24 protein-coding genes are annotated in these 23,701 nt (G+C 56.7%); 11 read left to right on the plus strand and 13 right to left on the minus strand.

The annotated features are described in order from the left end of the window. The first annotated feature begins 54 nt into the window (after positions 1 to 54). Entirely contained in the window at positions 55 to 669 is a 615-nt protein-coding gene (locus tag GM154_RS05855) for a CatB-related O-acetyltransferase (protein WP_219651329.1), read from the plus strand. A gap of 50 nt (positions 670 to 719) precedes the next feature. On the opposite strand, the gene GM154_RS05860 is transcribed toward GM154_RS05855, so the two are convergent. From GM154_RS05860 to GM154_RS05880, 5 genes are all read right to left on the minus strand, one after another. Beyond that, positions 720 to 1,952 carry a multidrug effflux MFS transporter gene (locus GM154_RS05860; RefSeq protein ID WP_219651331.1) on the minus strand — a complete coding sequence of 411 codons (1,233 nt, stop codon included), beginning with the start codon at positions 1,950 to 1,952 and terminating at the stop codon, positions 720 to 722. Positions 1,953 to 2,011: 59 nt separating this feature from the next. Continuing rightward, positions 2,012 to 2,629, minus strand: coding sequence for a TPM domain-containing protein (locus GM154_RS05865; protein WP_019366508.1), 618 nt, complete (start codon positions 2,627 to 2,629; stop codon positions 2,012 to 2,014). 15 nt (positions 2,630 to 2,644) lie between these two features. Further along, complete coding sequence (locus GM154_RS05870) at positions 2,645 to 3,424, minus strand: YgcG family protein (protein WP_219651333.1); 780 nt, start codon at positions 3,422 to 3,424, stop codon at positions 2,645 to 2,647. Next, on the minus strand, positions 3,421 to 4,035 hold the full coding sequence (locus GM154_RS05875) for a LemA family protein (protein WP_219651335.1): 615 nt from the start codon (positions 4,033 to 4,035) through the stop codon (positions 3,421 to 3,423). Before GM154_RS05875 ends, GM154_RS05870 begins: the two co-directional genes overlap by 4 nt. A gap of 400 nt (positions 4,036 to 4,435) precedes the next feature. Continuing rightward, on the minus strand, positions 4,436 to 4,651 hold the full coding sequence (locus GM154_RS05880) for a dodecin (RefSeq protein ID WP_010796383.1): 216 nt from the start codon (positions 4,649 to 4,651) through the stop codon (positions 4,436 to 4,438). Positions 4,652 to 4,830: 179 nt separating this feature from the next. Here GM154_RS05880 and GM154_RS05885 point away from each other — a divergent pair, with 179 nt between their 5' ends. Next, a complete protein-coding gene (locus tag GM154_RS05885; protein WP_010796384.1) occupies positions 4,831 to 5,151 on the plus strand; it encodes a YqjD family protein in 321 nt (106 codons plus the stop codon). 46 nt (positions 5,152 to 5,197) lie between these two features. On the opposite strand, the gene GM154_RS05890 is transcribed toward GM154_RS05885, so the two are convergent. Next, on the minus strand, positions 5,198 to 6,088 hold the full coding sequence (locus tag GM154_RS05890) for a LysR family transcriptional regulator (protein WP_219651538.1): 891 nt from the start codon (positions 6,086 to 6,088) through the stop codon (positions 5,198 to 5,200). Positions 6,089 to 6,187: 99 nt separating this feature from the next. Between GM154_RS05890 and trpB the strand changes: the two genes are divergently transcribed. Beyond that, positions 6,188 to 7,396, plus strand: coding sequence for a tryptophan synthase subunit beta (trpB, locus tag GM154_RS05895; RefSeq protein ID WP_074821002.1), 1,209 nt, complete (start codon positions 6,188 to 6,190; stop codon positions 7,394 to 7,396). Beyond that, positions 7,393 to 8,202, plus strand: coding sequence for a tryptophan synthase subunit alpha (trpA, locus tag GM154_RS05900; RefSeq protein WP_219651336.1), 810 nt, complete (start codon positions 7,393 to 7,395; stop codon positions 8,200 to 8,202). Before trpB ends, trpA begins: the two co-directional genes overlap by 4 nt. A gap of 179 nt (positions 8,203 to 8,381) precedes the next feature. On the opposite strand, the gene pbpG is transcribed toward trpA, so the two are convergent. Beyond that, the gene (pbpG, locus tag GM154_RS05905; protein ID WP_026004035.1) at positions 8,382 to 9,302 is read right to left on the minus strand and encodes a D-alanyl-D-alanine endopeptidase; all 921 of its coding nucleotides are present in this window, start codon (positions 9,300 to 9,302) and stop codon (positions 8,382 to 8,384) included. Between the two features lie 279 nt (positions 9,303 to 9,581). On the opposite strand from pbpG, the gene GM154_RS05910 reads away from it, so the two are divergent. Further along, positions 9,582 to 10,088 carry an anti-virulence regulator CigR family protein gene (locus GM154_RS05910; protein ID WP_219651338.1) on the plus strand — a complete coding sequence of 169 codons (507 nt, stop codon included), beginning with the start codon at positions 9,582 to 9,584 and terminating at the stop codon, positions 10,086 to 10,088. Between the two features lie 99 nt (positions 10,089 to 10,187). On the opposite strand, the gene GM154_RS05915 is transcribed toward GM154_RS05910, so the two are convergent. Next, the gene (locus tag GM154_RS05915; RefSeq protein ID WP_010796390.1) at positions 10,188 to 10,547 is read right to left on the minus strand and encodes a DOPA 4,5-dioxygenase family protein; all 360 of its coding nucleotides are present in this window, start codon (positions 10,545 to 10,547) and stop codon (positions 10,188 to 10,190) included. Positions 10,548 to 10,550: 3 nt separating this feature from the next. After that, the gene (locus GM154_RS05920) at positions 10,551 to 11,567 is read right to left on the minus strand and encodes an NAD(P)-dependent alcohol dehydrogenase (protein ID WP_219651340.1); all 1,017 of its coding nucleotides are present in this window, start codon (positions 11,565 to 11,567) and stop codon (positions 10,551 to 10,553) included. A gap of 194 nt (positions 11,568 to 11,761) precedes the next feature. On the opposite strand from GM154_RS05920, the gene GM154_RS05925 reads away from it, so the two are divergent. Further along, complete coding sequence (locus GM154_RS05925) at positions 11,762 to 12,931, plus strand: lactonase family protein (protein ID WP_219651342.1); 1,170 nt, start codon at positions 11,762 to 11,764, stop codon at positions 12,929 to 12,931. Next, positions 12,931 to 13,314, plus strand: a complete 384-nt coding sequence (locus GM154_RS05930) for a VOC family protein (protein ID WP_125888060.1) — start codon at positions 12,931 to 12,933, stop codon at positions 13,312 to 13,314. The genes GM154_RS05925 and GM154_RS05930 overlap by 1 nt, the downstream gene beginning before the upstream one ends. Positions 13,315 to 13,378: 64 nt before the next feature. On the opposite strand, the gene GM154_RS05935 is transcribed toward GM154_RS05930, so the two are convergent. Together GM154_RS05935 and GM154_RS05940 are read right to left on the minus strand one after the other, a co-directional pair. Beyond that, positions 13,379 to 15,004 carry a methyl-accepting chemotaxis protein gene (locus GM154_RS05935; protein WP_219651343.1) on the minus strand — a complete coding sequence of 542 codons (1,626 nt, stop codon included), beginning with the start codon at positions 15,002 to 15,004 and terminating at the stop codon, positions 13,379 to 13,381. 103 nt (positions 15,005 to 15,107) lie between these two features. After that, on the minus strand, positions 15,108 to 16,049 hold the full coding sequence (locus GM154_RS05940; protein WP_374940299.1) for a choline sulfate utilization transcriptional regulator: 942 nt from the start codon (positions 16,047 to 16,049) through the stop codon (positions 15,108 to 15,110). A 112-nt stretch (positions 16,050 to 16,161) separates the two neighbouring features. On the opposite strand from GM154_RS05940, the gene betC reads away from it, so the two are divergent. Both betC and GM154_RS05950 read left to right on the plus strand, forming a co-directional pair. Beyond that, positions 16,162 to 17,673 (plus strand): choline-sulfatase, encoded by a 1,512-nt coding sequence (gene betC / locus GM154_RS05945; protein ID WP_219651344.1) that lies wholly within the window; start codon positions 16,162 to 16,164, stop codon positions 17,671 to 17,673. A gap of 68 nt (positions 17,674 to 17,741) precedes the next feature. Then, positions 17,742 to 18,662, plus strand: a complete 921-nt coding sequence (locus tag GM154_RS05950) for a choline ABC transporter substrate-binding protein (RefSeq protein WP_074821024.1) — start codon at positions 17,742 to 17,744, stop codon at positions 18,660 to 18,662. 478 nt (positions 18,663 to 19,140) lie between these two features. Here GM154_RS05950 and GM154_RS05955 read toward each other — a convergent pair whose 3' ends face one another. Continuing rightward, positions 19,141 to 19,785, minus strand: a complete 645-nt coding sequence (locus tag GM154_RS05955; protein ID WP_074821028.1) for an HAD family hydrolase — start codon at positions 19,783 to 19,785, stop codon at positions 19,141 to 19,143. A gap of 97 nt (positions 19,786 to 19,882) precedes the next feature. Here GM154_RS05955 and GM154_RS05960 point away from each other — a divergent pair, with 97 nt between their 5' ends. Continuing rightward, positions 19,883 to 20,641 carry an SDR family oxidoreductase gene (locus tag GM154_RS05960; RefSeq protein ID WP_219651345.1) on the plus strand — a complete coding sequence of 253 codons (759 nt, stop codon included), beginning with the start codon at positions 19,883 to 19,885 and terminating at the stop codon, positions 20,639 to 20,641. A gap of 90 nt (positions 20,642 to 20,731) precedes the next feature. Beyond that, positions 20,732 to 21,352 carry a hypothetical protein gene (locus GM154_RS05965; RefSeq protein ID WP_219651347.1) on the plus strand — a complete coding sequence of 207 codons (621 nt, stop codon included), beginning with the start codon at positions 20,732 to 20,734 and terminating at the stop codon, positions 21,350 to 21,352. A 970-nt stretch (positions 21,353 to 22,322) separates the two neighbouring features. Here GM154_RS05965 and GM154_RS05970 read toward each other — a convergent pair. Further along, a complete protein-coding gene (locus tag GM154_RS05970) occupies positions 22,323 to 23,690 on the minus strand; it encodes a glutamine synthetase family protein (RefSeq protein WP_219651349.1) in 1,368 nt (455 codons plus the stop codon). Positions 23,691 to 23,701: the final 11 nt, after the last annotated feature.

A 23,701-nucleotide genomic window follows, 5' to 3' on the forward strand; every position in this document is an offset into this window, starting at 1 on the left:
CAGACATGCGACAATAATGCGCTAGGATCTGGCCGTACCGTATAGGAGCAGGTAATGGGTTTTTTTGAAAAACTGCGCAGGCGATCGGCTAGAAAAACGATTCGCAAATTGCCTAAATTGCATCGAGAAACCGCTAAGCTCAGAGATATATACCCGAGCTACACCATAGGTACAGGCACCTATGGTGCTTTAACCGTCAGCGATTGGCATGAAGGCTCGACCCTGGTAATTGGCCCTTACACCTCTATTGCCGCTAATGTTCAGATCTTTCTGGGCGGTCATCATCGTATCGACTGGATCAGTTGTTACCCTTTTCCAGCAGTGCTCGACGAGGCTGCACATATTATCGACTATGGCGGTACTAATGGTGATGTGATCATTGGTAGTGATGTCTGGCTTTGCTCAAACGCTATGATCCTTTCAGGAGTCAGTATCGGACATGGGGCAGTTGTTGCAGCAGGCGCGGTGGTAACCAAGGATATAGCCCCTTACGAGGTGGTAGGGGGAAATCCGGCGCGCCATTTGAAGTGGAGATTTCCTGAAGCCGTTAGGGCGCAGCTTTTGGATTCCTGTTGGTGGGACTGGCCAGAAGACGAGATCTGCAAGGTATCTCCGCTGTTATGTTCGCAAGATATTGATGCTTTCTTATCGTACTGCCAGTCCCGTTAAGCCTGTCGGCTCATGACGAGAAAACGTGCCAAACGAATAACTTCGTAAGGCTACGCTTTAGATACGGGAGCTGGTTTATTCCTGTTGGCCAGGGATCCAACCAGCGCCCAACCCAAGCCACTTACCACGACTCCAATGGACAGCGCCACGGCCAGACGGAAGGCGCTGCCGTACACCAATGGTGCAAGCCAGCCGCTGACAATGGAAAAGAAGATCATCTGGACAAACCCCAGGACTGACGCGGCGGTACCAGACAGCTCCGGTACGCGCTCGAGGATGCGTAGTGTCATGGTAGGAATACCCAGCGACAGGCCGAAGACGAACAGCCCGTGCGGGATGACGGCCGCATAGACGTTCAGGTCGGTAGCCAGACCTGTATAGGTCAGGTTGATCAAGCAGCTCAGGCCAAGCATGGCGTAGGCAAAGCCGATCAGTCGACCGGAAGGCAATTGTGAGGAAAGCCGTGCTGCCAGAAAGGACCCGCTGGTCAATCCGATCACGATAGGAATGAACAGATAGCCAAAGTCGGTTTCGGCCAGCCCCAGTACCTGGGTGACAAAATCGGGGGCGGCGCCGATCAGGAAGGCGAAGCCGCCAAACAGGGCGCCGAAGACCACGGCGCGTGCCATGAACTGCCCGTCCCGCATGACTCGTCCGTAATTGCGCGACAGGACGCTCAGATCGAAGGCTTGTCTGCGTTCTGGCGCCAGGGTTTCGGGCATCAGGAACGCGCAGAGCGAGGCGCTGAAAACGGCAAGCGCCGCGAGGAAAAAGAATACGCCGCGCCAACCGGTGTGTTCTGACAGGTAGCCGCCAATAATCGGCGCAAAGGCTGGGGACACGCTGAAGACCATGATGATGTAGGACATGGTTTTCTGGGCCACCGGACCCTTGTAACAGTCCGTCACGATGGCCTGTCCCACTACCATTCCTGCACCAGCGGACAGGCCCTGGCAGACACGGCCTGCCAGCAGCCAGTCGAAGCTCGGGCCGAATGCCGCGATCAGCGAGCCGGCGATATACACCGCCAGGGCCGAAAGAATGACCCGCCGGCGGCCGAACGAGTCGGACAGGGTGCCATGCAGAAGCGTCATGAATGCGAACGCCAGCATATACAGGCCGAGCGTCAATTGGGTCTTTTCAGGTGTCAGCTGAAAATCTCGGCCGATGGCGCCAAAGGCCGGCAGGTAGGCATCAATCGACATGGGGCCGATACAGGCCAGGGCGCCGAGGATCAGCACCATCACGGGATAGCGAGGAATAGAGGTGGTGGTCGTTTGCAAGGGGAATAACCTGTCACGGGCCACAGTGGTCCGCGTCAAACAAGGGAAACGCCTACCCCTCAGGGTAGGATGATCAGCCGGTCCGGTAGCTCGTTACGCGTATGGGTTGCCGGCAGGTGTTGCTTCAGGTGCTCACCGCATGCATCGATACAGGTCAGAAAGCCCTGCAAGGTTTCGCCGCGACGAACCTGCTGTGTAAAGGTTGCGATGATCGACTGCCAGGTTTCGTCACTCAGCTTTTGCGAAATACCTCGGTCTACGAGGATTTCCACATAGCGTTCGGCTTCCGATACAAAGATCAGCATGCCAGTTTCCGCCTGTGTGTGGTGAAGGTTGTGCTCGAGAAACTGACGGCGTGCCAGGTTGGACGCGCGCCAGCAACGCACCTGGCGCGGAATCAGACGCGTCGTGATGGCTGGAATACGGAAGATCAGACTCAGCACAATTAACGTGCCCCACTGGACCAGCAGGAGTTCATGGGGGCTCAACCAACCTGGGTAGTAATTGATTGCGCCTGGAACGATCAATGCAATGAGGCTCGCCCAGAGTAACGGGATATAGGTGTAATCATCGGCCCGTGCGGCCAGCACCGTGACCAGCTCTGCATCGGTATCGCGTTCAACGCGAGAGATGGCTTCAGCGACCTGTCGCTGCTCGTGCTCGTTGAGTAATGTCATAGAGGTCCGCTCTCCTTACCAATCACCTGAAGCCCCGCCGCCGCCAAAGCTGCCGCCGCCCCCACCAAAACCACCTCCTCCAAGGCCACCTCCTCCCGAGCGGCCACCACCGCCGAGAACACTGCCAAGGATTGCCCCGGTTAGCACCGAGTTGCCTCGCCCGCCACGTCCACCACGACCGCCTCCGCCACCTTTCATCATGAACAGGATGATGACGAACAGGACGATGAACAGAATCGGGGTAGGACGATCTTCACTGCCGTGATATGTATCCTCCTGTACCGGGCGTGCCAGCGGATCGCCGCCCAGCACCTTGAGCATGGCACTGGCTCCCTCGCTGATGCCTTGGGCAAACTGACCCTGCCGGAACGCGGGAACGATCACCTGATTGATGATCAGGAAGGACTGCGCATCCGTCAGGCGATCTTCCAGACCATAGCCGACTTCGATTCGGACCTTGCGGTCGTCACGCGAGACAAGAAGTAACGCACCATTGTCTTTGCCTTTCTGCCCGATCCCCCAATGGCGACCGAGCTGATAGCCATACTCCTCGATAGAACGGCCTTGCAGGCTGGGGATGGTAGCGACCACCACCTGTTCGCTCGTCGCCTGCTCATGGGCCTTGAGCATCTGCTCCATCCGGGCCTTGGTCTGAGCGTCCAGCATTCCGGCCTGATCAACGACCCGGCCGGTCAAGGGTGGGAAACCAGGAGCCTGCTGGGCCTGTGCCACTACTGCACAAGCCCAGAACAGAATCCACAGCGCAAAGGCGCGAAACACCAGGCGATCAATCATTGATTGAAGTTGACCTTGGGTGCCTGATCAGCGTTGGGCGTCGTGGCTTTGAAGTTCTCGCGAACCGGCAGGTCGCTATAGAAGATCTTGTGCCAGATGCTGCCCGGGAAAGTGCGGATTTCGGTGTTATAGCGCTCGACCGAGGCGATGAAGTCACGGCGGGCCACGGCGATACGGTTTTCAGTACCTTCCAGCTGGGATTGCAGGGCCATGAAGTTTTGATTGGACTTCAGATCCGGATAACGCTCGGACACCACCATCAACCGGCTCAGGGCACCACTCAGCTGCTGCTGGGCCTGATCGAACTGCTGGAGTTTCTGGGGATCGTTAAGCGTGCTCGCGTCGACCTGAATGGAGGTTGCCTTGGCGCGGGCCTCGATCACGGCGGTGAGGGTATCCTGCTCCTGCTTGGCGTAACCCTTTACGGTCTCAACCAGATTCGGGATGAGATCGGCACGGCGCTGGTACTGGTTTTCCACCTGCGCCCAGGCCGACTTCACTTGCTCGTCATAGGTAGGAATAGTGTTGATGCCGCAGCCGCTCAAGAGCGAAGCCAGCACGGCGAAGACCGCAATCTTCCAGCTCAAGCGTAGTCCCTGGGTCGTATGCATTGCGTGTAACTCTCCGTTTGTATACCTGAATATGGGTGGCAGTCATGGCTTCGTGATGACGAAGCGTGCGTATAAATACGGATAGCGCGACCCCGCAAGAGTTCAGGCCAGTCGCCTCCGCTGTTGCCACGAAAATCGCAACCACTGCCCATTGAGGTAAGGCGAGCGAGGCTCATTATCTGGCAGACGGAACTGCCCGGAACAGGTGTTAGGGTTTTGTTGCAGATGGGATAACGAGAGGGGTAACGCAGAGGAATGGGATTACGAAGCTGCGCGGGGGTTGATAGCGGATCGGCGCAAAGGCCGCTGCGCTATCACCTGCCGGGCAGCTCCGGGAAGTTCTCGCAGCAATAGAGCGTTTCGCCACTTATTGGTTCACTGCGAAATATTTTTTATCAGATCAGCTGTTTTCGATACGGAAACCGATTTTTAGCGTTACCTGGTAGTGCGCCACCTTGCCGTCTTGAATATGACCACGCGTTTCGGCGACTTCAAACCACTCCATGTTCTTGATGGACTTGCTGGTCTCCGCCAGGGCGTTGTTGATGGCATCTTCGACGCTGGTGGTGGAGGAGCCGACAATTTCCAGCTTCTTGTACGTGTGATGATCAGACATGAAAACCTCCTGGTTGTAGTTGGCCAATCATCTGGCCAAGGAAAAAACCGCTTGTTTAATGAGTCTCATCAAAACGTGGATTAGTTCAGTGTGTACAAGTGTTGATCAAGTTTGTGTCGCACTTTCGCTGCCGGGTGAAGTCAGACCCGGAACACCCAATGAAACAGGAGGTTCACGCCATGGCTCGTAACAGTTCCTATCAGGCAACCCTTGAAAATCTTGAAGACCAGATTCAAACACTGAAAGATTCTCTCTCCTCCTTGAAGCGCAGTGCTTCGGCGGAGTCCCGTCATTCGTTGAAGTCGTTCAAGGACAACACCAGCCACGCGCTGCACCGCTCGGGTGAGAGCCTGGAAGATTTTTATGACGAAGCACGTGTACTGGCACTAGAAGCCAGCAAAATAGCCGGTACAAGTGTGCGCAAGCACCCTTGGGCTACTGTAGGCGTGGTCGCCGGTCTGACCGTACTGGCAGGCTGGTGGCTGCTGCGCGACGAATAATGTCGCCTTTTTCGCCGCTCGCCTTGCCGGGCGGCGATGACCCTTCCTAGTTTTCTGCCAACGCTGCTCGCAGCCACTGTGCAAGCCGCTGTGCTCGCTGGTCCGCCAGCCGCCCCGGCACCCATAATGCCAAAACCGCTTCGGTCTCAACGAATCCCCACGGTGCTATTAGCCGTCCTGCCGCCAGATCTCCAGCCACTAGGGGTTTAGGCGCAATGGCGACGCCCAACCCGGCCACGGCTGCTTCCAACAGGTAATACAGGTGCTCGAAGCCTGCGCCAACCGTCAGGCTGTCAGCTGGCAGACCATGGCGTTGCGCCCACGCAGGCCAGGCCTGCGGACGGGAAGCCGTATGCAATAGTGGCTCACCCAACAGCGCCGTAGGGGGTGCGTTCTGAAACAGGAATGCATTGGCATACCGCGGACTGACGACCGGGCCGATACATTCAGGGGCCAGCATGTGTACGTGCATGTCCGGCGGTGCAGTTGGCTCGGCAAACAAGAGCGTGGCGTTGAGGCCGGGACGGCGGGGATCGAGCTCTCCCTCGCTGGTAGACAGGCTCAGCCGTAGTTCAGGCAGTTCACGGTTGAGTCGATCCAGTCGCGGAATGAACCAGCGAGCCAGAAGGCTGCCCGAACAGCCCAGCACAAAGGGGGCATCGCTGGCGCCGCGTTTGAGATCGGCGCAGACGCTGCGCAGCCGCTCGAACGCTTCGGCACTGGCGTCCCGCAGTCGAAGACCCGCTTCGGTTAGCGCAAGGCCCCGCCCTTCCCTGACGAACAGCACCACGCCCAGCTGTTCCTCCAATGCACGGATCTGACGGCTTACCGCGCCATGGGTAACGAACAGCTCCGCTCCTGCCTTGCTGACGCTACCCAGGCGCGCAGCTGCCTCAAAGGCACGCAGAGCATTTAAATGAGGAAGATCGTTCATTATCCGACCCGTGAGTTTTTCTAACAGATACAGGCGATCTTATCGATTTATTCCTGTCCAGCAACCGGTTAGTGTAAAACCATATTCACAGGGAGCTCTCCCATGACAGACATGACCTACAGCCAAGGCCCTGATGCTCAGGGCATGTTCGGCCAGTTTGGTGGCCGCTACGTGGCCGAAACCTTGATGCCGCTGATTCTGGATCTCGAGCGTGAGTACACCGCCGCGATGAAGGATCAGGCGTTTCTGGATGAGCTGGCCTATTTCCAGCGCGACTACATTGGTCGCCCCAATCCGCTGTATTTCGCCGAGCGCCTGACCGAGCATTTTGGTGGCGCCAAGATCTATCTGAAGCGCGAAGAGCTGAACCACACCGGCGCGCACAAGATCAACAACTGCATCGGCCAGATTCTCCTGGCCAAGCGTATGGGCAAGACCCGCATCATTGCGGAGACTGGCGCCGGCATGCACGGCGTGGCCACTGCCACCGTAGCGGCCCGCTTCGGCCTGCCCTGTGTGATCTACATGGGCACCACCGATATCGACCGGCAACAGGCCAACGTCTTTCGCATGAAGCTCCTGGGTGCGACGGTGATCCCGGTCACTGCCGGTACGGGCACGCTCAAGGATGCGATGAACGAGGCACTACGTGACTGGGTGACCAATGTCGCCGATACCTTCTACCTGATTGGCACTGTCGCCGGTCCGCACCCCTACCCGGCCATGGTTCGTGATTTCCAGGCCGTAATCGGTCGTGAAGCCAAGGCGCAGATCTTTGAGAAAGAGGGTCGTCTACCTGACAGCCTGATCGCCTGTGTGGGTGGTGGCTCAAACGCCATGGGGCTGTTCCATGAATTCGTGGATGACAAGGACGTGGCGATCATTGGCGTTGAAGCCGGTGGTCACGGTGTCAGTACCGACAAGCACGCTGCCAGCCTGAACGGTGGCGTTCCTGGTGTCCTGCATGGTAATCGTACGTTTCTTCTACAGGACGACGACGGCCAGATCATCGACGCGCATTCTATCTCCGCCGGCCTGGACTATCCTGGCATCGGCCCGGAGCACGCCTGGTTGCATGATGTGAAGCGCGTGGAGTATGTGCCGATCAATGACGACGAGGCACTGGCGGCTTTCCACCAGACCTGCCGTCTGGAGGGCATCATTCCAGCGCTGGAATCCGCCCACGCTCTGGCTGAAGCCTACAAGCGCGCGCCTACGCTGCCCAAGGATCACATCATGATCGTCTGCCTCTCCGGCCGCGGCGATAAGGACATGCAAACCGTGATGAGCCATCTGGGAGACAAGCTATGAGTCGTCTGGAAACCCGTTTCGCCCAGCTGAAGCAAGAGGGCCGCGCCGCGCTCGTGACCTATACCACCGGGGGTGATCCGGACTATGCCACGTCGCTGGCAATCCTCAAGGGCCTGCCCAAGGCGGGTGCCGATGTGATCGAGCTGGGCATGCCCTTCACCGATCCCATGGCTGATGGTCCAGCCATCCAGGCTGCGGCCCTGCGTGCGTTGAAGAATGGGCAGACCCTGGCAAAAACGCTGGAGATGGTGCGTGAATTTCGCCAGGAAGAAGCCGAAACACCCCTGGTGCTGATGGGGTATTACAACCCGATCCACCGTTATGGCGTTGAACGCTTTCTGGCCGAGGCCAAGGAGGCCGGCGTAGATGGTTTGATCGTGGTAGATCTGCCACCCGAGCACGATACCGAATTATGCGATCCGGCTCAGGCAGTGGGCATCGACTTTATCCGCCTGACGACACCTACTACAGACAATAACCGCCTGCCGCGTGTGCTGAACAGCAGCTCAGGCTTTGTATATTACGTCTCGGTGGCGGGTGTGACAGGGGCGGGTTCGGCCACGACCGAACACATCGAGCATGCGGTCGAGCGGCTGCGGCAGTTCACCCAGCTTCCGTTGTGCGTAGGCTTTGGTATCCGGACGCCCGAGCAGGCCAGAGTGGTCGCTCAGCTGGCGGATGGGGTGGTAGTGGGCTCCGCCTTGGTAGACCAGATCGCCAAGGCGCAAAGCAGCACCGAGGCCGTCGAGGGTGTATTGAGCCTGTGTGGCAGTCTGGCGGAAGCGGTACGCAGCGCGAGGCGATGATAGATAAGTGGCCTGAGTGATGGATATCGCTTCGCTCAATCTATCCTATGGGCTAATACCCTGCCGGTACTGCGCGTAACGCACTCGCCTCAAACAAAAGCCGCTGCATTTGCAGCGGCTTTTGTTTTGCAGGATGGGTTGAGCTTGGCGATACCCATTATTCCCGCCCATACCGCGTCTTATTGCGCGGCGACTGCCTGGCGAGCGGCCATATGGCGCTGCTGCTTGTAAGCCTTGGCAACCTCTGGAATTGGAGTGACCTTGCCGGTCTCTATCCATTTGCGCAGACGGTTAGCGTCAGCCATGTGGGTGTATTTACCAAAGGCATCCAGTACCACAAACGCTACGGGACGGTTGTTCATGACCGTGCGCATGACCAGGCAATGGCCGGCTGCGTTGGTAAAGCCGGTCTTGGTAACCTGAATATTCCAGTCGCTCTTGCCTACCAAGTGGTTAGTGTTATGAAAACCCAAGGTGTAGTTGGGCTTGCGGAACGCCACGGTTTTCTCTTGCGTGGTGCTCAGCTGGCCAATCAGCGGGTAATTGCGGGTGGCCTGGAGCAGCTTGACCAGGTCACGGGCGGTCGAGACGTTATTCAGGGACAGACCTGTCGGCTCGGTATAGTGGGTATTGGTCATGCCCAGCGCACGCGCCTTGGCGTTCATGGCGGCCACAAAGGCCTTTACACCGCCCGGGTAATGCTCGGCCAGACTGGTGGCTGCACGGTTTTCCGAGGACATCAGCGCCAGTAAGAGCATGTCATGACGGCTGATCTCGCTGCCCAGACGCACACGCGAATACACACCGCGCATTTCCGGCACATCGTCAATCTTGACGGTCAGCATTTCATCCATGGGCTGTTTGGCATCCAGAGTCACCATGGCGGTCATCAGCTTGGTCACGGACGCAATGGGAGCCACGACGTCGGGGTTGCTGGAATACAAAGGCTGGCCCGTTTGCATGTCGACCAGCAGGGCGCTGCCCGATGCCAGTTCTTGCCGCATCGGCACAGTGGCCTTGGCCTCGGCTGCACTGACATTTGCAGCCCCCAGGCTGCCCCCGATCAATACAGCACTCAATACGAGAGAAAGATATTTCACGTGAATATCGTCCGGCTGAAGAGGTAAATAGCAGACTCGACCTGTCTGGCGTCTCGAAAGGCACTCTGGCAGGTCCCGAGTCCGGCGCAGCGGCAGTATAAAGGGCACCCTCCCGGGCGATGGAACCCCCTTACCCAAGTTTTTTCGTGGCGCGAAGGTAAAGGTTTGCTGACATAGCGCTCTGACGACGCGGATGACGATAGACTGAAAACAGCCCATGCCGTAGGTAACGGGTTGTTTTGAATCAGGATCCTCTGGATCGCCATGTGGGAGACCACCATGAATCGCATGAAAAAAGCCATCGCCAGCGTATGCGTTACGTTGTGTGTGGGATCGCCACTTGCGCTGGCTGCGCCGCCGGATCAAATGAACGGGCCGCAGGGTGGCAGCAAGGGACACGGTCAGGGCGCGCAGATGCTGCATGGCCAGGACCATAAAGGCGGTTCTGCCCAGTCGAAGGGTAACCAGGGCAATCAAGGACATGGCGGTCCGCAGGCCAGCCAGGGTCATGGCAAGCGGTTACCTCCGCAGGATTTCAGCCCGGTACGTGAAACCATACGGGCCCACAAGGGCGAGATCGGCCGCGGCTCACCGCTTCCGCCGGGGCTGGTGATCGCCAAGGGCAAGCCACTGCCCCATGGGTATGGCAAGCCGCTGCCACCCGGCATCGCCAAGCAGCTACCCCGCTATGACGGTTATGAATGGCGCCGTTTGGGCACAGACATGGTACTGATCGCCATCACGACCGGCATCGTGTATGAGGTCCTGCACAACGTGCTGGATTGATTGGTCAATTCTTTGGGTGGTGGCGCAGTAACCCTGCGTTAGTGCGCCTTTGCCTAGACTGAAGCAATCCATGGTGCCGCACAGTGCGTCATCACGGGCTTACTGAAAGTCGTATTGCACGGGTTCTTCGGGTAACACGGACAGGTCAAGCGGCCTTACCGCACCCATCCAGAGGGCATGGTCGCGGTGATCGGCACGATCATGGCCGGTCACGGGATGGAGAAAGATCACCAGCCCGTTCCGGTTGAGCGCCAGCCAGGGCACCACGTCCGCAAATACCTCTGGACGAAACGACAGCTGACAACTCCAGTCCGGGTGAGGGCCGACCGGTCGCTGGTGAACCCGGCCCATCGTCACGGCAAAGCGGCGCGCGGCCTCTTCGCACAGCGCCCTGGCCTGCTCCAGTGTCGTGGCGTCGAAATAGACATGGGCGTGGTAGCCCTGGATAGCCGCTGTCATGTCTTACCCTTCAAAGCGAATGACGACTTTGCCCACATGGCTCTGTCCGTCCATGTAGCGATACGCCGCTTGGGCCTCGTCGAAGCTGAAGACTTTGTCGATCACCGGCTCGATGCGATGCAGGGCGATGGCACGGTTCATGGCATCGAACATCTCGCGTGAGCCGACATAGATACCCTCCAGTACGACAGAGCGCTGGATCAGCGCTGCCGGGTTGATCTCTCCACCCGTCAGCACACCGATCAGGTGGGTGGCGCCGCCCGGACGAGTCGAGCGCAGCGAGCGAGGCAGCGTACCGGCTCCGCCGACTTCTACCACATGGTCAACACCGATTCCTTCGGTCAGGCCTAGCACCTGCTCCTGCCACTCCGGATGCTGCTTGTAGTTCACGGTCTCGTGGGCACCCAGGGCTTTAGCTTTTTGCAGCTTTTCATCGCTAGATGAGGTAATGATGGTGCGTGCTCCGGCCGCATGAGCGAATTGCAGGCCGAAAATAGAGACCCCGCCTGTGCCAAGCAGCAGTACAGTCTGACCGGCTACCAGTGGCTGAACACTGCCGAACAGCGCATGCCAGGCCGTTACGCCAGCGCAGGGCAAGGTGGCACCGGCCTCATAGGAGAGATGCTCGGGTAGCGTAACCACGCCGTTCTGGTCGAACAGTACGTACTCGGACAGCACCCCGTCGATGGCGCCACCCAGGGCGGAGGCACCGTGGGTGGGGTCCAGATGGCCGCCAATCCAGGTCTGCATGAAGATACCGGCCACGCGATCGCCTACTTTGACGCGGTCAACGTCATCTCCGATCTCCACTACCTCCCCTGCACCATCGGACAGGGGCACCAGATCCTTGGGCAGACCGCTACGTGCATAACGGCCGGTTGCGACCATGAGGTCGCGGTAGTTCAGCGAGGCGGCCTTCATCTTGACCAGAACCTGGCCGCGTCCCGGCTTGGGTGTATCACGCTCGCGCAGGGTCAGGTCGGCATAGGATTCGGCTTTAGGCAGGCAATAGAAACGCATCGTACTCTCCTGTTTGAGAAATGAGCGGGCTCAGGGCCGCCACAGAAAAAGGTTCAAACCGTTACACTTGGGTCGGACCGCATGGAAACGATGAAGCTCAACAGAATGTGTCACAAAGCGAACTGATATCACCGGTTCAGGTCTGTTAGCTAACTTTTTTGCCCGTGCCTCACTGATCAGAATGAGTAAACGCCATGAAGCTGCCCTCTTTGCTACCACTGTTCCTGCTCGCGCCACTGACCGGCATCGCGACCACCGCCAGCGCTGAGCCGGGACTGTATAACCTGCTGGTAGGGACCTACACCAACGGCAGTAGCCAGGGGCTTTATGTCTACCGATTCGACAGCCGCGCCGGGCAGGTCACCGGACCGCTGCGCGTTGTCAAAGCCCACAACCCGTCCTATCTGACACTGGCGCGCGACGGCCGTACGGTATTTGTCGTCAATGAAAACGGTCGTGGCAGCAAGGGCGATGACATTGGCCGCGCCACGTCTTATCGCTTCGATCCAGAAAGCGGCCGGCTGCAACAAATCAGCCAGGTCAAGACCCTGGGGGATCATCCAACCCACTCGACGCTCAGCCCTGACGGACAGTTCCTGTTTGTCGCCAACTATTCCGTCGAGCCCGAAGGCTCTCTGGCCGCGCTGCCGGTGCAAAGCAACGGTGTGCTGAGCCCGGTTGCCCAGATCGAATTCTTCCAGGCCAGTAATAATCACCCGGAGCGGCAGACGTCCGGCCATGTCCATGGGGTGACGTTTACGCCAGACGGCCAGTATCTGTTCTCGCCAGACCTCGGCGCTGACAAGATTTTTGCCTATCGCTACAACCCTGCACGACAGGAGCGCCCGCTGTCTCCGGCTGAAACCCCCTATACGCCCGTTCCATCAGGCAGCGGCCCGCGCCATATCGTCTTTAGCGGTGACGGCCGTTTCGCCTACCTGACCCTTGAGCTGACCGGACAGGTCATGGTGTTCGCCCATGAAAACGGTGCACTGCGACAGTTACAGGTCTACACCTTGGCGCCGGAAGGTTTCAGCGGCAAGGTAGGAGCAGGCGCCATCCATCTCTCCAACGATGGCCGCTTCCTCTACGCTGCCAACCGAGGCGATGACAACCACATCGATGTGTTTGCCGTCGATCCGGTGGAAGGCACGTTGACCTTTGTTGATCGCCGCTCCGTCAACGGTCGCGAGCCCCGCGAGTTCAGCATTGATCCGACGGGACGCTACATGCTGGTCGCCAACCAGGGCAGTAGCCAGCTGAAGGTGTTCGCGCGCGATCCGCAAACCGGCAAGCTGGGCGAAGAGTTACAAAGCGTCGACGTGGCCATGCCGTCCGACCTGAAGTTCGTGGCGGTGCCCTGATGTTCGACCGTTTGCACCATGTGGCGCTGATCTGCTCCGACTACCCCACGTCCAAGCGTTTTTACACCGAGGTGCTGGGGCTCAGGGTGATAGCCGAGACCTTTCGTGAGGCGCGCCAGTCCTGGAAGCTGGATCTGGCTGTTGGTGATCACGCCCAGCTCGAGCTGTTCTCCTTCCCGGACGCGCCACCGCGCCCTTCTCGGCCGGAAGCGCAAGGGCTGCGTCATCTGTCCTTTGCCGTGGAAGACCTGGACGCTGCCATTGCGCATCTCAAGCAGCATGACGTTGCCGTAGAGCCTGTTCGGGTAGATGAGCTGACGCAGAAACGCTTTACCTTTTTCAGCGATCCGGACGACCTGCCCCTTGAGCTCTACGAGCGTTAAGGGCAATACCCGGCGGCAATAAAAAAGGCAGCTCCTGGAGCTGCCTTTTTCGTAGGCGTCAGCGTTAGATCTCGAAGCGTTTCACCAGACCGTTCAGGTCCACCGCCAGGCGAGACAGTTCCGCACTGGCAGCATTGCATTGGGCTGCGCCGGTTGCGGACTGGGAGGCCAGGTCACGGATGTTGACGAGGTTACGGTCTACTTCACGAGACACCTGCGCCTGCTCTTCCGACGCGCTGGCAATCACGATGTTGCGCTCGTTGATCTCGGCAATGAGCTGGGTGATTTCTTCAAGCGCCGCACCGGCAGACTGGGCAATCGCCAACGTGTTTTGCGCTTGGCTGGCGCTGCTCTGCATGGATGTTACGGCTTCCTGCGTACCGCCCTGGATGGCGCTGATCATCTGTTCGATTTCACGGGTGGACTCCTGGGTGCGGTGGGCCAGGGCACGCACCTCATCCGCGACCACGGCAAAACCGCGCCCCGCTTCACCGGCCCGTGCTGCCTCGATGGCCGCGTTCAGGGCCAGCAAATTGGTCTGCTCGGCAATGGCCCGAATTACATCCAGCACCTTACCAATATCGTGGGCCTGTTCGGCCAGTCCGCTGACCAGTGTGGACGTCTTGTCCACCTCGCCGGCCATGTGCTCAATGGCTGTAACTGTGTTGTCGACCTTGGTGCGGCCTTCGTGAGCGGCCTGCGCCGAGCGCTTGGACGATTCGGAGGTGGACACGGCGTTACGGGCTACTTCCTCGACAGCGGTGCTCATCTGGGTCACGGCAGTTGCAGCCTGCTCGATCTCGTGGTTTTGCTGGGTCAGGTTCATGGATGAGCTTTCCGTAACTAGATTCAGCTCCTCTGCCGCAGAGGCCAGTTGTGTGGAGGACGAGGAGATCTGTTCGATCGCATCGCGCAGGTTACCTTGCATGATGGCGAGGGATTCGAGCAGCTGCCCTACTTCATCTTTGCCTTCTACCTGAACCGGCACGCTCAGGTTGCCGGATGCCACGGCGCGTGCACTGCTCACGGCCTGACCCAGCGGACGTACGATGCTACGGCTCATGACCCAGGCCAGCAATACCGTGATTGCAAACGCCAGGGCGATGGCAAGGCTGACGCCCAGCTTGCCGGCGTTATAGGCTGCCTCCGCCTTGTCGGCGGCCTTGCCGGATTCATCTGCGCTGTACTGCGACAGCTTTTTCAGGCTAGCAGCAAGTTCATCGGCAATTCCCGCCATTTGCGCATTTAGAATTATATTCGCTGAAACTTTATCGCCTGACATGACTAAGCGTGTCATTTCAGCTTGATGGATTAAGTATGCATCCTGGAGCTTTTTGAACTGGGTATAGAGTTCCTGCTCGCTTGGCAGTTGAACCATCGTTTCATAGCGCGCCTCGGCATCCTTAAGCTCTGCTTTGACGGCGCTTAATTTGTTTGCAGTTTCCTGGCGGCGTTGATCAGTGTCAGCTGTAAATAGGCGCAGGCTAAAGACACGTACACGCATCATGTGCATGTTCATGTCACCCAAGGCGGCAATAGCTGGCAGCCAGTGTGCATCTACCTCGCGTGACTGCTCGCGCATGTTGCTCATTTGGCTCATTGAAAACAGGCCGAGCCCTAGAACGATAAGCGCCATCAGACCAAAGCCTGCGGCCAGGCGGGGAGCGATTTTCAGAGTGCGTAACGCCATGAGTTCATCCTCAAGAACAAGTAGGCAGAAAGCCTTTGCTTGTCCTATCGGTCCAGGCGCTATTAGCTTGATAGGCTTTTTACATATCGCAATACAGTGTTTTTCATATGCTGAGGCGAAAGCGGTCTAGCACAAGGGTTTCGCCGTTGATCTCATTATGCAGCCATCCGACGAACTGCTCGACCAACCTGCCCCGCCGCTTCCGCTCGGGAATCAGCGCGTGATAGCCATAGGCAGACGTAGCGCACTCGGCAATCGGGCGACATAGCAAACCTTGCTCGACCAGATTGTCCACCAGATGGCGCCAGCCAATCGCAACGCCCTGGCCGGCGATAGCGGCTTGAATGACGAGGGTGTAGTTATCAAAGCTCAACACTGCCGGAATAGGCGGTGCTTGAATATCCAACGCCTGGAAGAGCCCTTTCCAGTCGAACCATTTGCTCGACAGCTCCGGCTTCAAATGCAGCATGGGCAGGCTGGCCAGCGTCTGCTTGGGGAGCGGCAGTGTCATACCCTGAACCAGGCGCGGACTACAGACCGGGAAAACCTCTTCTCGAAACAAGGCCAGCGACTCACCATGCTTGAAGCGACCATCGCCAAAGGTCAGGGCAATATCGATATTTTGCAGATTTAGCCCAGGCATGCGATCGCTGGTGACAAGGCTGACGTCCAGCTCCGGGTGCAGTGCATGAAAGCGGGGCAGGCGAGGCATCAGCCAATAGGCGGCGAAGGCGAAATCGGTCGCTACGTTCAATACTTCATGAGGTGCTCGTCGCGTGATGGCTGCAATGCCTGTGTCGATGCTGTCCAGTCCTGCTTGCACGTGTTCCAGAAGCAACGCCCCAGCGGCCGTCAGGGTAATGCCTCTATACACACGGTCGAACAGGCGTACCGCCAGCTGTCCTTCCAGCCGTTTGATCTGCTGGCTGATGGCCGGCTGCGTCATGCCCAACTCGGCTGCCGCTGCGGTAAAGCTCAGGTGCCGGGCAGCCGCTTCGAAGATACGCAGGCAGTCTAGCGATAGTGGCTCATCCATCAATGCCATAAGTTCTCCTTATCCAACACATGCATTCTCATGTGGTTTACCCATCAACCTTGCAGGATTGATCATGGGCTCACGCACTATCGCATAACTTTCCAGCATAGGACGCGCCGCAATGAAGCAACCCAATATCCTTTTCATCATGGCGGACCAGATGGCTGCGCCGCTGCTGCCGCTCCACGGTGCCGACTCGCCCATCAAGGTTCCCAATCTTGAGCGTCTGGCACAGCAGGCCGTGGTGTTCGATTCGGCATACTGCAACAGCCCGTTGTGTGCGCCCTCTCGCTTTGTCCTGATGAGTGGGCAATTGCCTTCCAGAATCGGGGCCTACGACAACGCCGCTGACTTTCCTGCGGACGTTCCGACTTATGCCCATTACCTGCGCCGCCTGGGCTATCGCACTGCCCTCTCCGGCAAGATGCATTTCTGCGGACCGGACCAGCTCCACGGCTTCGAGGAGCGTCTGACCAGCGACATCTACCCTGCCGATTATGGCTGGGCGGTGAACTGGGACGAGCCGGATGTGCGTGCAAGCTGGTATCACAACATGTCATCCGTGCTGCAGGCCGGGCCTTCCATCCGCACCAATCAGCTGGACTTCGATGAGGAAGTGGTCTTCAAGGCCAGGCAATATCTCTACGACCATGTCCGTCGGGGGGATGACCAGCCCTTTTGCCTGACTGTCTCCATGACTCACCCGCATGACCCCTACACGATTACCAAGGAATTCTGGGATCTGTATGAGGAAACGGACATCGAGTTGCCACGGGTGGCGCTGTCCCAGGATGAGCAGGACCCTCACAGCCAGCGCCTGCTCAAGGTCATCGACCTGTGGGACAAGCCGTTGCCGGAGCAGAAGATTCGGGATGCGCGCCGCGCCTACTACGGGGCATGCAGTTATGTGGATGCCAATATCGGCAAGCTGCTCAAGACTCTGGAAGAGTGCGGACTTGCAGAGGATATGATCATTGTCTTCTCGGGTGATCATGGCGACATGCTGGGCGAGCGCGGCCTCTGGTACAAGATGCACTGGTTCGAGATGTCTGCCCGCGTACCCCTGCTCATCCACGCCCCCAAACAGTTTGCGGCGCGGCACGTTAGTGCGTCGGTTTCCACCATGGACCTCCTGCCGACCCTCGTGGAGCTGGCCGGAGGCTGTGTGCAGGACGGCCTGCCCCTGGATGGTCGATCACTGCTGCCGCACCTGGAAAACCGTGAGGGCCACGATGAAGTGATCGGCGAATACATGGCCGAAGGTACTCATAGCCCGCTGATGATGATTCGGCGTGGCCGCTACAAGTTCATCTACTCCGAGCAGGACCCGCTGCTTCTGTTTGATCTCGCCAATGATCCCCAGGAGCTGGAGAACCTTGCAACCAGCAGTGAATACCAGAGCGTGTTGGATACCTTTGTACAGGAGGCCCGTACCCGATGGTCCATACCCCATATCCACGCCGATGTGCTGGCCAGCCAGCGGCGTCGCCGCTTTGTCGCCGAGGCGCTGAATAAGGGCATGCGCACGGCGTGGGACCACCAGCCGTTCGTGGATGCGAGCCAGCAATACATGCGCAACCACATCGACCTGGATGATCTGGAGCGCCGTGCCCGTTATCCACAGCCGCTGTAATCAACCCTTGCTCGAAGGATGCTGACGGGCCACTGTAGACCCGATAACACACGCTGAAGGACGCACGCATGAAACCAATACCCACGCTCTTGATGGTTGGCGCCGCCCTGTTTGGTACGCAGGTTCACGCTGAAGATGCCGCTTGCGGCACTGTTCGTATGGCTGATCCGGGTTGGAGCGATATATCCACTACCAATGCCGTTGCCGGCTTTCTGCTCGAATCGCTGGGCTACCAGAGCACGGTCGACACGCTTTCCGTCCCCATCGTGTTTGGCGGCTTGAAGGATGGCAAGATCGACGCCTTCCTGGGCAACTGGATGCCTGCGCAGCAAGGGTATTACGATCAATTCGTTAAAAGCGGCCAAGTGACCGATCTCAAGGAAAACCTGAACGGGACCGAATTCACCCTGGCCGTACCCAAGTATGTCTGGGACGCCGGTGTGAAAGACTTTAGCGATCTGGCCAAGCATGCTGGCAAGTTCAACAAGAAGGTCTACGGCATCGGCTCGGGTGCCCCGGGTAACCAGTCGATCCAGAAGATGATCGACGGTAACGAGTTCGATCTGGGCGGCTGGCAACTGGTGGAATCGAGCGAGCAGGCCATGCTGGCGCAGGTAGGCCGCTCTGTGAAGCGCAACCAGTGGGTGGTCTTCCTGGGCTGGACGCCCCACCCCATGAACATCAATTACGAGATGAAGTACCTCACCGGCGGTGAGAAATACTTTGGCGAGGCGGGCACGGTTCATACGCTGACACGTAAAGGGTATGCCGAGCAGTGCCCGAACGTAGGCAAGCTGCTCTCCAACCTTGCGTTCACGCTGGATATGGAAAACGCCATCATGAACGACGTGGTGGAGAAAAAGATCAGTTATGCCGACTCTGTACAGAACTGGCTCAAGGCTAATCCACAGGCCATTGAGCCCTGGCTGCAGGGTGTGAAAACCAAGGACGGCAACGACGGTCTGGACGCGGTCAAGGCAAAGTTGTAGAACATGATTGCGTAGGGAAAACGGGATGTATCACTAACCCGTTTTCCTGCGGCTACAGGCTGAACCCGCCTCTATCGATAGCCATATTCACCAGGCTGTCACAACACGGCGATAGCCTTTATCGCACCGTGTGCAGCGGGCAAAAAATGTCCCTTATCGGCTACACCCCCCTTATTTCCTGTATTCCATGAGCTTATGAAACGTCATACGTCAGACATCTTATGAGTTAAAAGGCTATGCAAAATCACCAGATAAATAGTCATACCTATTGCTAACGAAGTGGGGCTGTTATGAGTAACTTCACTGGGTCATGTAGCGAGCTTTAGAGCGCGCTACACATGATCTCGCGGCCTACAGTGGAGGGAATATCGGCGGTTAAGGAGCATATTGAGCGAAGCGATTTTGCTGCTTTTCTCTGCATTCAGTGGGCATGAGTGTTTTGATGATGGGTATCGCGCAGCTCAACCCATCCTGCTCATCACACCAGCGCTTCTTTCAACGCCTCCAGTGTCTCAAACACAAACCGCGGCCCTTCCGCTTCCAGCTCTGCACGGCCTCCATAACCGTAGCTCACACCGGCTGCATCTACACCGTTGCGTCGAGCACCTATGAGGTCGTGTTTGCGGTCTCCAATCATCAGGCAGGTCTCGGGCTGCAGCTTTTCCGTCTCCAGCACATGTTTGATCAGCTCGCCCTTATCCGTACGCGTGCCATCCAGCTCGCTGCCATAAATGGCCTTGAAATACCCCGTCAGCTCAAAGTGGCGCGCGATTTCATTAGCAAACACCCAAGGCTTGGACGTCACCACATACAGGCTGTACCCCGTCTCCTTGAGCGCTGCCAACGTCTCGCGGATGCCTGGGTACGGCGTGTTTTCATACAGGCCCTTCTCTTTAAAGCGCACCCGATAGTGCTCTACGGCTTGCCAGGCCTGGGCATCGTCGAATCCATAAGACGCCATAAAGGCGCTGTGCAGCGGCGGGCCGATAAAATGAGTAAGCGTGTCTGGATCGGGCTCATTGATACCCATCTGAGCCAGTGCATATTGGATGGACAGTGTGATGCCGAGCTTGGGATCGGTCAGTGTGCCGTCCAGATCGAACAGGAGATTGGCATAAGGCATAAAGTCTTCTCATCAAGGCTGTGGATAACAGAGCCTACCCTAACCGCGCGGGCTGGTTTAGGCTCAGGCCTTACCTAATAAGAAGAAGGATTCACGCATGAACGTAGCCGGTAAAGTCGCGCTTGTCACCGGGGCCTCCCAAGGAATCGGCAAGGCCGTTGCCCAGGCGCTATTGAATGATGGGTATCGCGTCGTAGTCGCTGCCCGTCGCGAAGCGCCGTTGCAGGCGTTTATGGAAGAAGCCAAGGCTGCAGGTCAGGAGGCCCTGGCCGTTGTGTGCGATGTGACGGACGAGCAAAGCGTAGACGCCCTGTTCGAGCGCATTAACGCAACTTATGGCCGGCTCGACGTCCTATTCAACAATGCGGGTATCGGTGCCCAGGCCGTACCTATTGATGAGCTGGACGTCAGTGCCTGGCGTGCTACGGTCGACACCAACCTGACCGGCGTCTTTCTGTGCAGCCGCGCCGCCTTCCGCCTCATGCGTCACCAGACACCCCGCGGCGGTCGGATCATCAATAATGGCTCCATCTCCGCCCACGCCCCACGGCCTTTCAGCGTAGCCTATACCGCGACCAAACATGCCATTACCGGCCTGACCAAATCCCTCTCCCTCGATGGCCGCGCTTATGACATCGCGTGCAGCCAGATCGACATCGGCAATGCCGCTACCGAAATGACCGAGCGCATGAGCACAGGCATCTTGCAAGCCAACGGCGAAAAAGCCATCGAGCCACGCATGGATGTGCAGCACGTGGCAGACGCGGTGCGTTATATGGCCGGTTTGCCTCTGGAGGCGAATGTGCAATTCATGACAGTGATGGCGACTAAGATGCCGTATATAGGGCGGGGATAAACATAGCGGTTGTCTTCGATTAATTAAGAAAAGCTGTATAAGAAGCTTAACTGACCCTGAAAGCTAATTTTATTTAAAGGGGAGTTTGCGATGTTAGGTAGATTTAGTCGTTATATGAGGTCGCAGCTAAGTTGTTTTAGAAAAGAATCATTATGGTCTGCGCGTGATATAAATGAAGGAATGCTGATTATATTTTGCTGGGCTATTCCTGCTTTTTTGATAGTTTGTCTTGTGGAGTATTTTCATGATTATCTTCCTGCTAATTATTTGAAGGCGGCTGTTTCAGAGGGAATAGGCCCTCATTTGTGGAATGTAATTGGGGTCATATCTTTTGTTTTTGTTGGCCTCGCAATTTTGTTGCCTCGATCAAAGTTTATTGCAAGGTGTGCTTATCATCTTTTGGTAAATACTTATGCGATTGGGGGGCTTTCACTTGGTTTATTGACTGGACAATTGCTGATATATTCAGATCCAGTGGTTGGGAGTGTTGATTTATGGAAGGCTTGGATTATAAGCACAGGATTAATACTATTAGTTGCGCTAGCCTTTTTACTTAACTTTTCTTTTTGGTATCTTGGGATTTTAATGAATTCACAAGGGAAAAGTGGTGGTTTTCTTCACTGTATGGAAAGTGTGGATTTATGGATAAGAGTATTTGCATTTATATTTTTATCTATTTTATCCACTGTTTTTTTGTTTATGGAAACTTAGAGTCGTATTTTTAAGCTAGGCAAGCTGTAGCTGAAAGAATTTTAGCTTCAAAAAACAATTTACTAACGAACCTAAGGCTGAGTAGGCAGCTGTAAAAATACTAACTCTTGTAGCTGCGATACGGTCCGTTTTAGGAATGTAGATTTTTCATACCTTTTTGATCAATCTCTACCGCTCTTGGTATGTTTTAGTTTGTTTTATATTTTTTCCAATTTTTCTAAGTTTCTATAAGAAACAAGCCCATCCAACAATAAGTTTTACTTAGCTTCTAGCTCGAATACAGAGTGATTATAAATCTAGTTCCTATATCTATGATTTGCAGCCATTAGCACTTATGAAGCCGGAAGTTTTGAGGAGTCGTATTGAGGAAATATTTTGCGAATGAAGGTAATGATCTGAATTAGCTATTAGGTAAACTTGTTTGATGCAGAAACTATTAAGTCACTTAATTTCTTTGTTCGGCGATTTCTTTTCTGCTTCACATAGTCTCGCGCCTTATTTAAAAGCCCGAGCTATAAATTAATGGGCCCCTAATCTTTGCCTGCATAAGGATTTTCTGCTTATATAAATAGCCAAATTTAATTTTTAGTGCTGCATGTCTGAGGTCTTCTAGGCTTTCAATAGGTGTTCAAATTCCATAAAAGCTGAATTATTTATTCTGCGAATAGAAATTTACTTTTTATATAGAATTAAGCTGGGTGATTTCATCATCCCCATGCGCTTAACCTATATAATAGGTAGTTCCTCATAGAAGCAGCTCAGTATTTTTAAAGTTGTGTGGTTGTTACAAGCTTTATATTTTTAAGCAAGACCATATGCGCCTCAGAAAAGGATGGTCATTTTAAGTGCGATACATTGTGGCCATTCTAAAAGCTGAATTGAGCGCATAGCCTGCTTATGCTAACTACACAAGAATTCATGTTCTTTTTTTGACTTGCCTATTTGAAAATTGTTGCCTCACTTAGCCATATCAAGCATGCGTCAAATACCACTGCCAATCCTGCTCCCCTACCTCCCCCATGAACTGACGGTACTCGGCCCATTTAATAGCGAGATAGACCTTCAAGAACTCCTCACCCAAAGCCTCCCGTGCCCAGGTTGAAGTTTCCAGACTGCGCAGCGCTGTGAGCCAATCGGTGGGCAGGGTTTCGCGGGCTTGTTGATAGCCGTTGCCGGTGATGGGCTCGCCGGGATCGATTTCTTCACGAATCCCTTTATGAATACCGGAAAGAAGCGCGGCGGCGGCGAGGTACGGGTTGGCGTCGGCGCCGCAGATGCGGTGCTCGATGTGGCGGCTGGGCGCCGGGCCACCAGGAATACGGAAAGAGACGGTGCGGTTGTTAACACCCCAGCTCTTGGCCAACGGGGCGTAGCTGTTGGCCTGGAAACGACGGAACGAGTTGGCGTTGGGGCAGAAGATCGCCAAGGCGTCATTCAGCGTCGCCATCATGCCGCCAATACTGTGGCGCAGTAACGGCGTACCGTGTGGGTCTTCGCTGGCCATAAGGTTGTTACCGTTGGCATCGGCCAGGCTCACGTGCAAATGCAGGCCGCTGCCCGCCAGATCACCAAAGGGTTTGGCCATAAAGCAGGCCTGCAAGCCGTGCCGGTTGGCTACGCCACGGACCAGCCGCTTGTAACGTACGCCCTCATCCACCGCCTGCAGCGCATCGAAGCGGTGCTCCAGGGTCAGTTCGATCTGGGATGGAGCGTATTCGGAAATGGCTGTGCGTACCGGCAGCCCTTGCACCTGGCAGGCGGCGTACAGGTCATCCAGGAACGGCTGTAGCTGCTCCAGCTCATACACTCCGTACACCTGCGGAGCCTGTGGGCGGATGCCATTCATTTGCACGGCAGGCTGTGGGCGGCCCTGGGCGTCGCGCTGCTTGTCCAACAGATAGAACTCAAGCTCCACCGCCATGACCGGGTGATAACCGTCCGCCTTGAGTCGATCCACGGCGCGCACCAGCACATGCCGAGGGTCTGCCGGAGCGGCAGGCAGGCCCTTCTCCGGGTGCATGCTGACCTGCACCTGCCCGGTGGGCACGGTGCGCCAGGGTTGCAGCGTCAGGCTGCCGGGCAGTGGATATGTCCAACAGTCGGCATCCGCCACGTCCCAGACGAGCCCGGTCTCGTCAACGTCCTCCCCCTGGATGGTCAGCGCCAGGATAGAGCTGGGCAGCGGGCGACCATTTTCATAAATGGCCAGCAGTTCGTCGCGATGCAGGAGCTTGCCGCGTGGGACACCGTTGGCGTCGATCAATATCAGCTCAATGCTGCGCACGTCAGGGTGCTGGGCAAGAAAATCGCGGGCTTCCTGGGGATCGGCAAAGGTCATGATCAGGGCTC

The sequence above is a fragment of the Pseudomonas sp. MAG002Y genome (assembly GCF_019400845.1).
GTDB lineage: Bacteria > Pseudomonadota > Gammaproteobacteria > Pseudomonadales > Pseudomonadaceae > Chryseomonas > Chryseomonas luteola.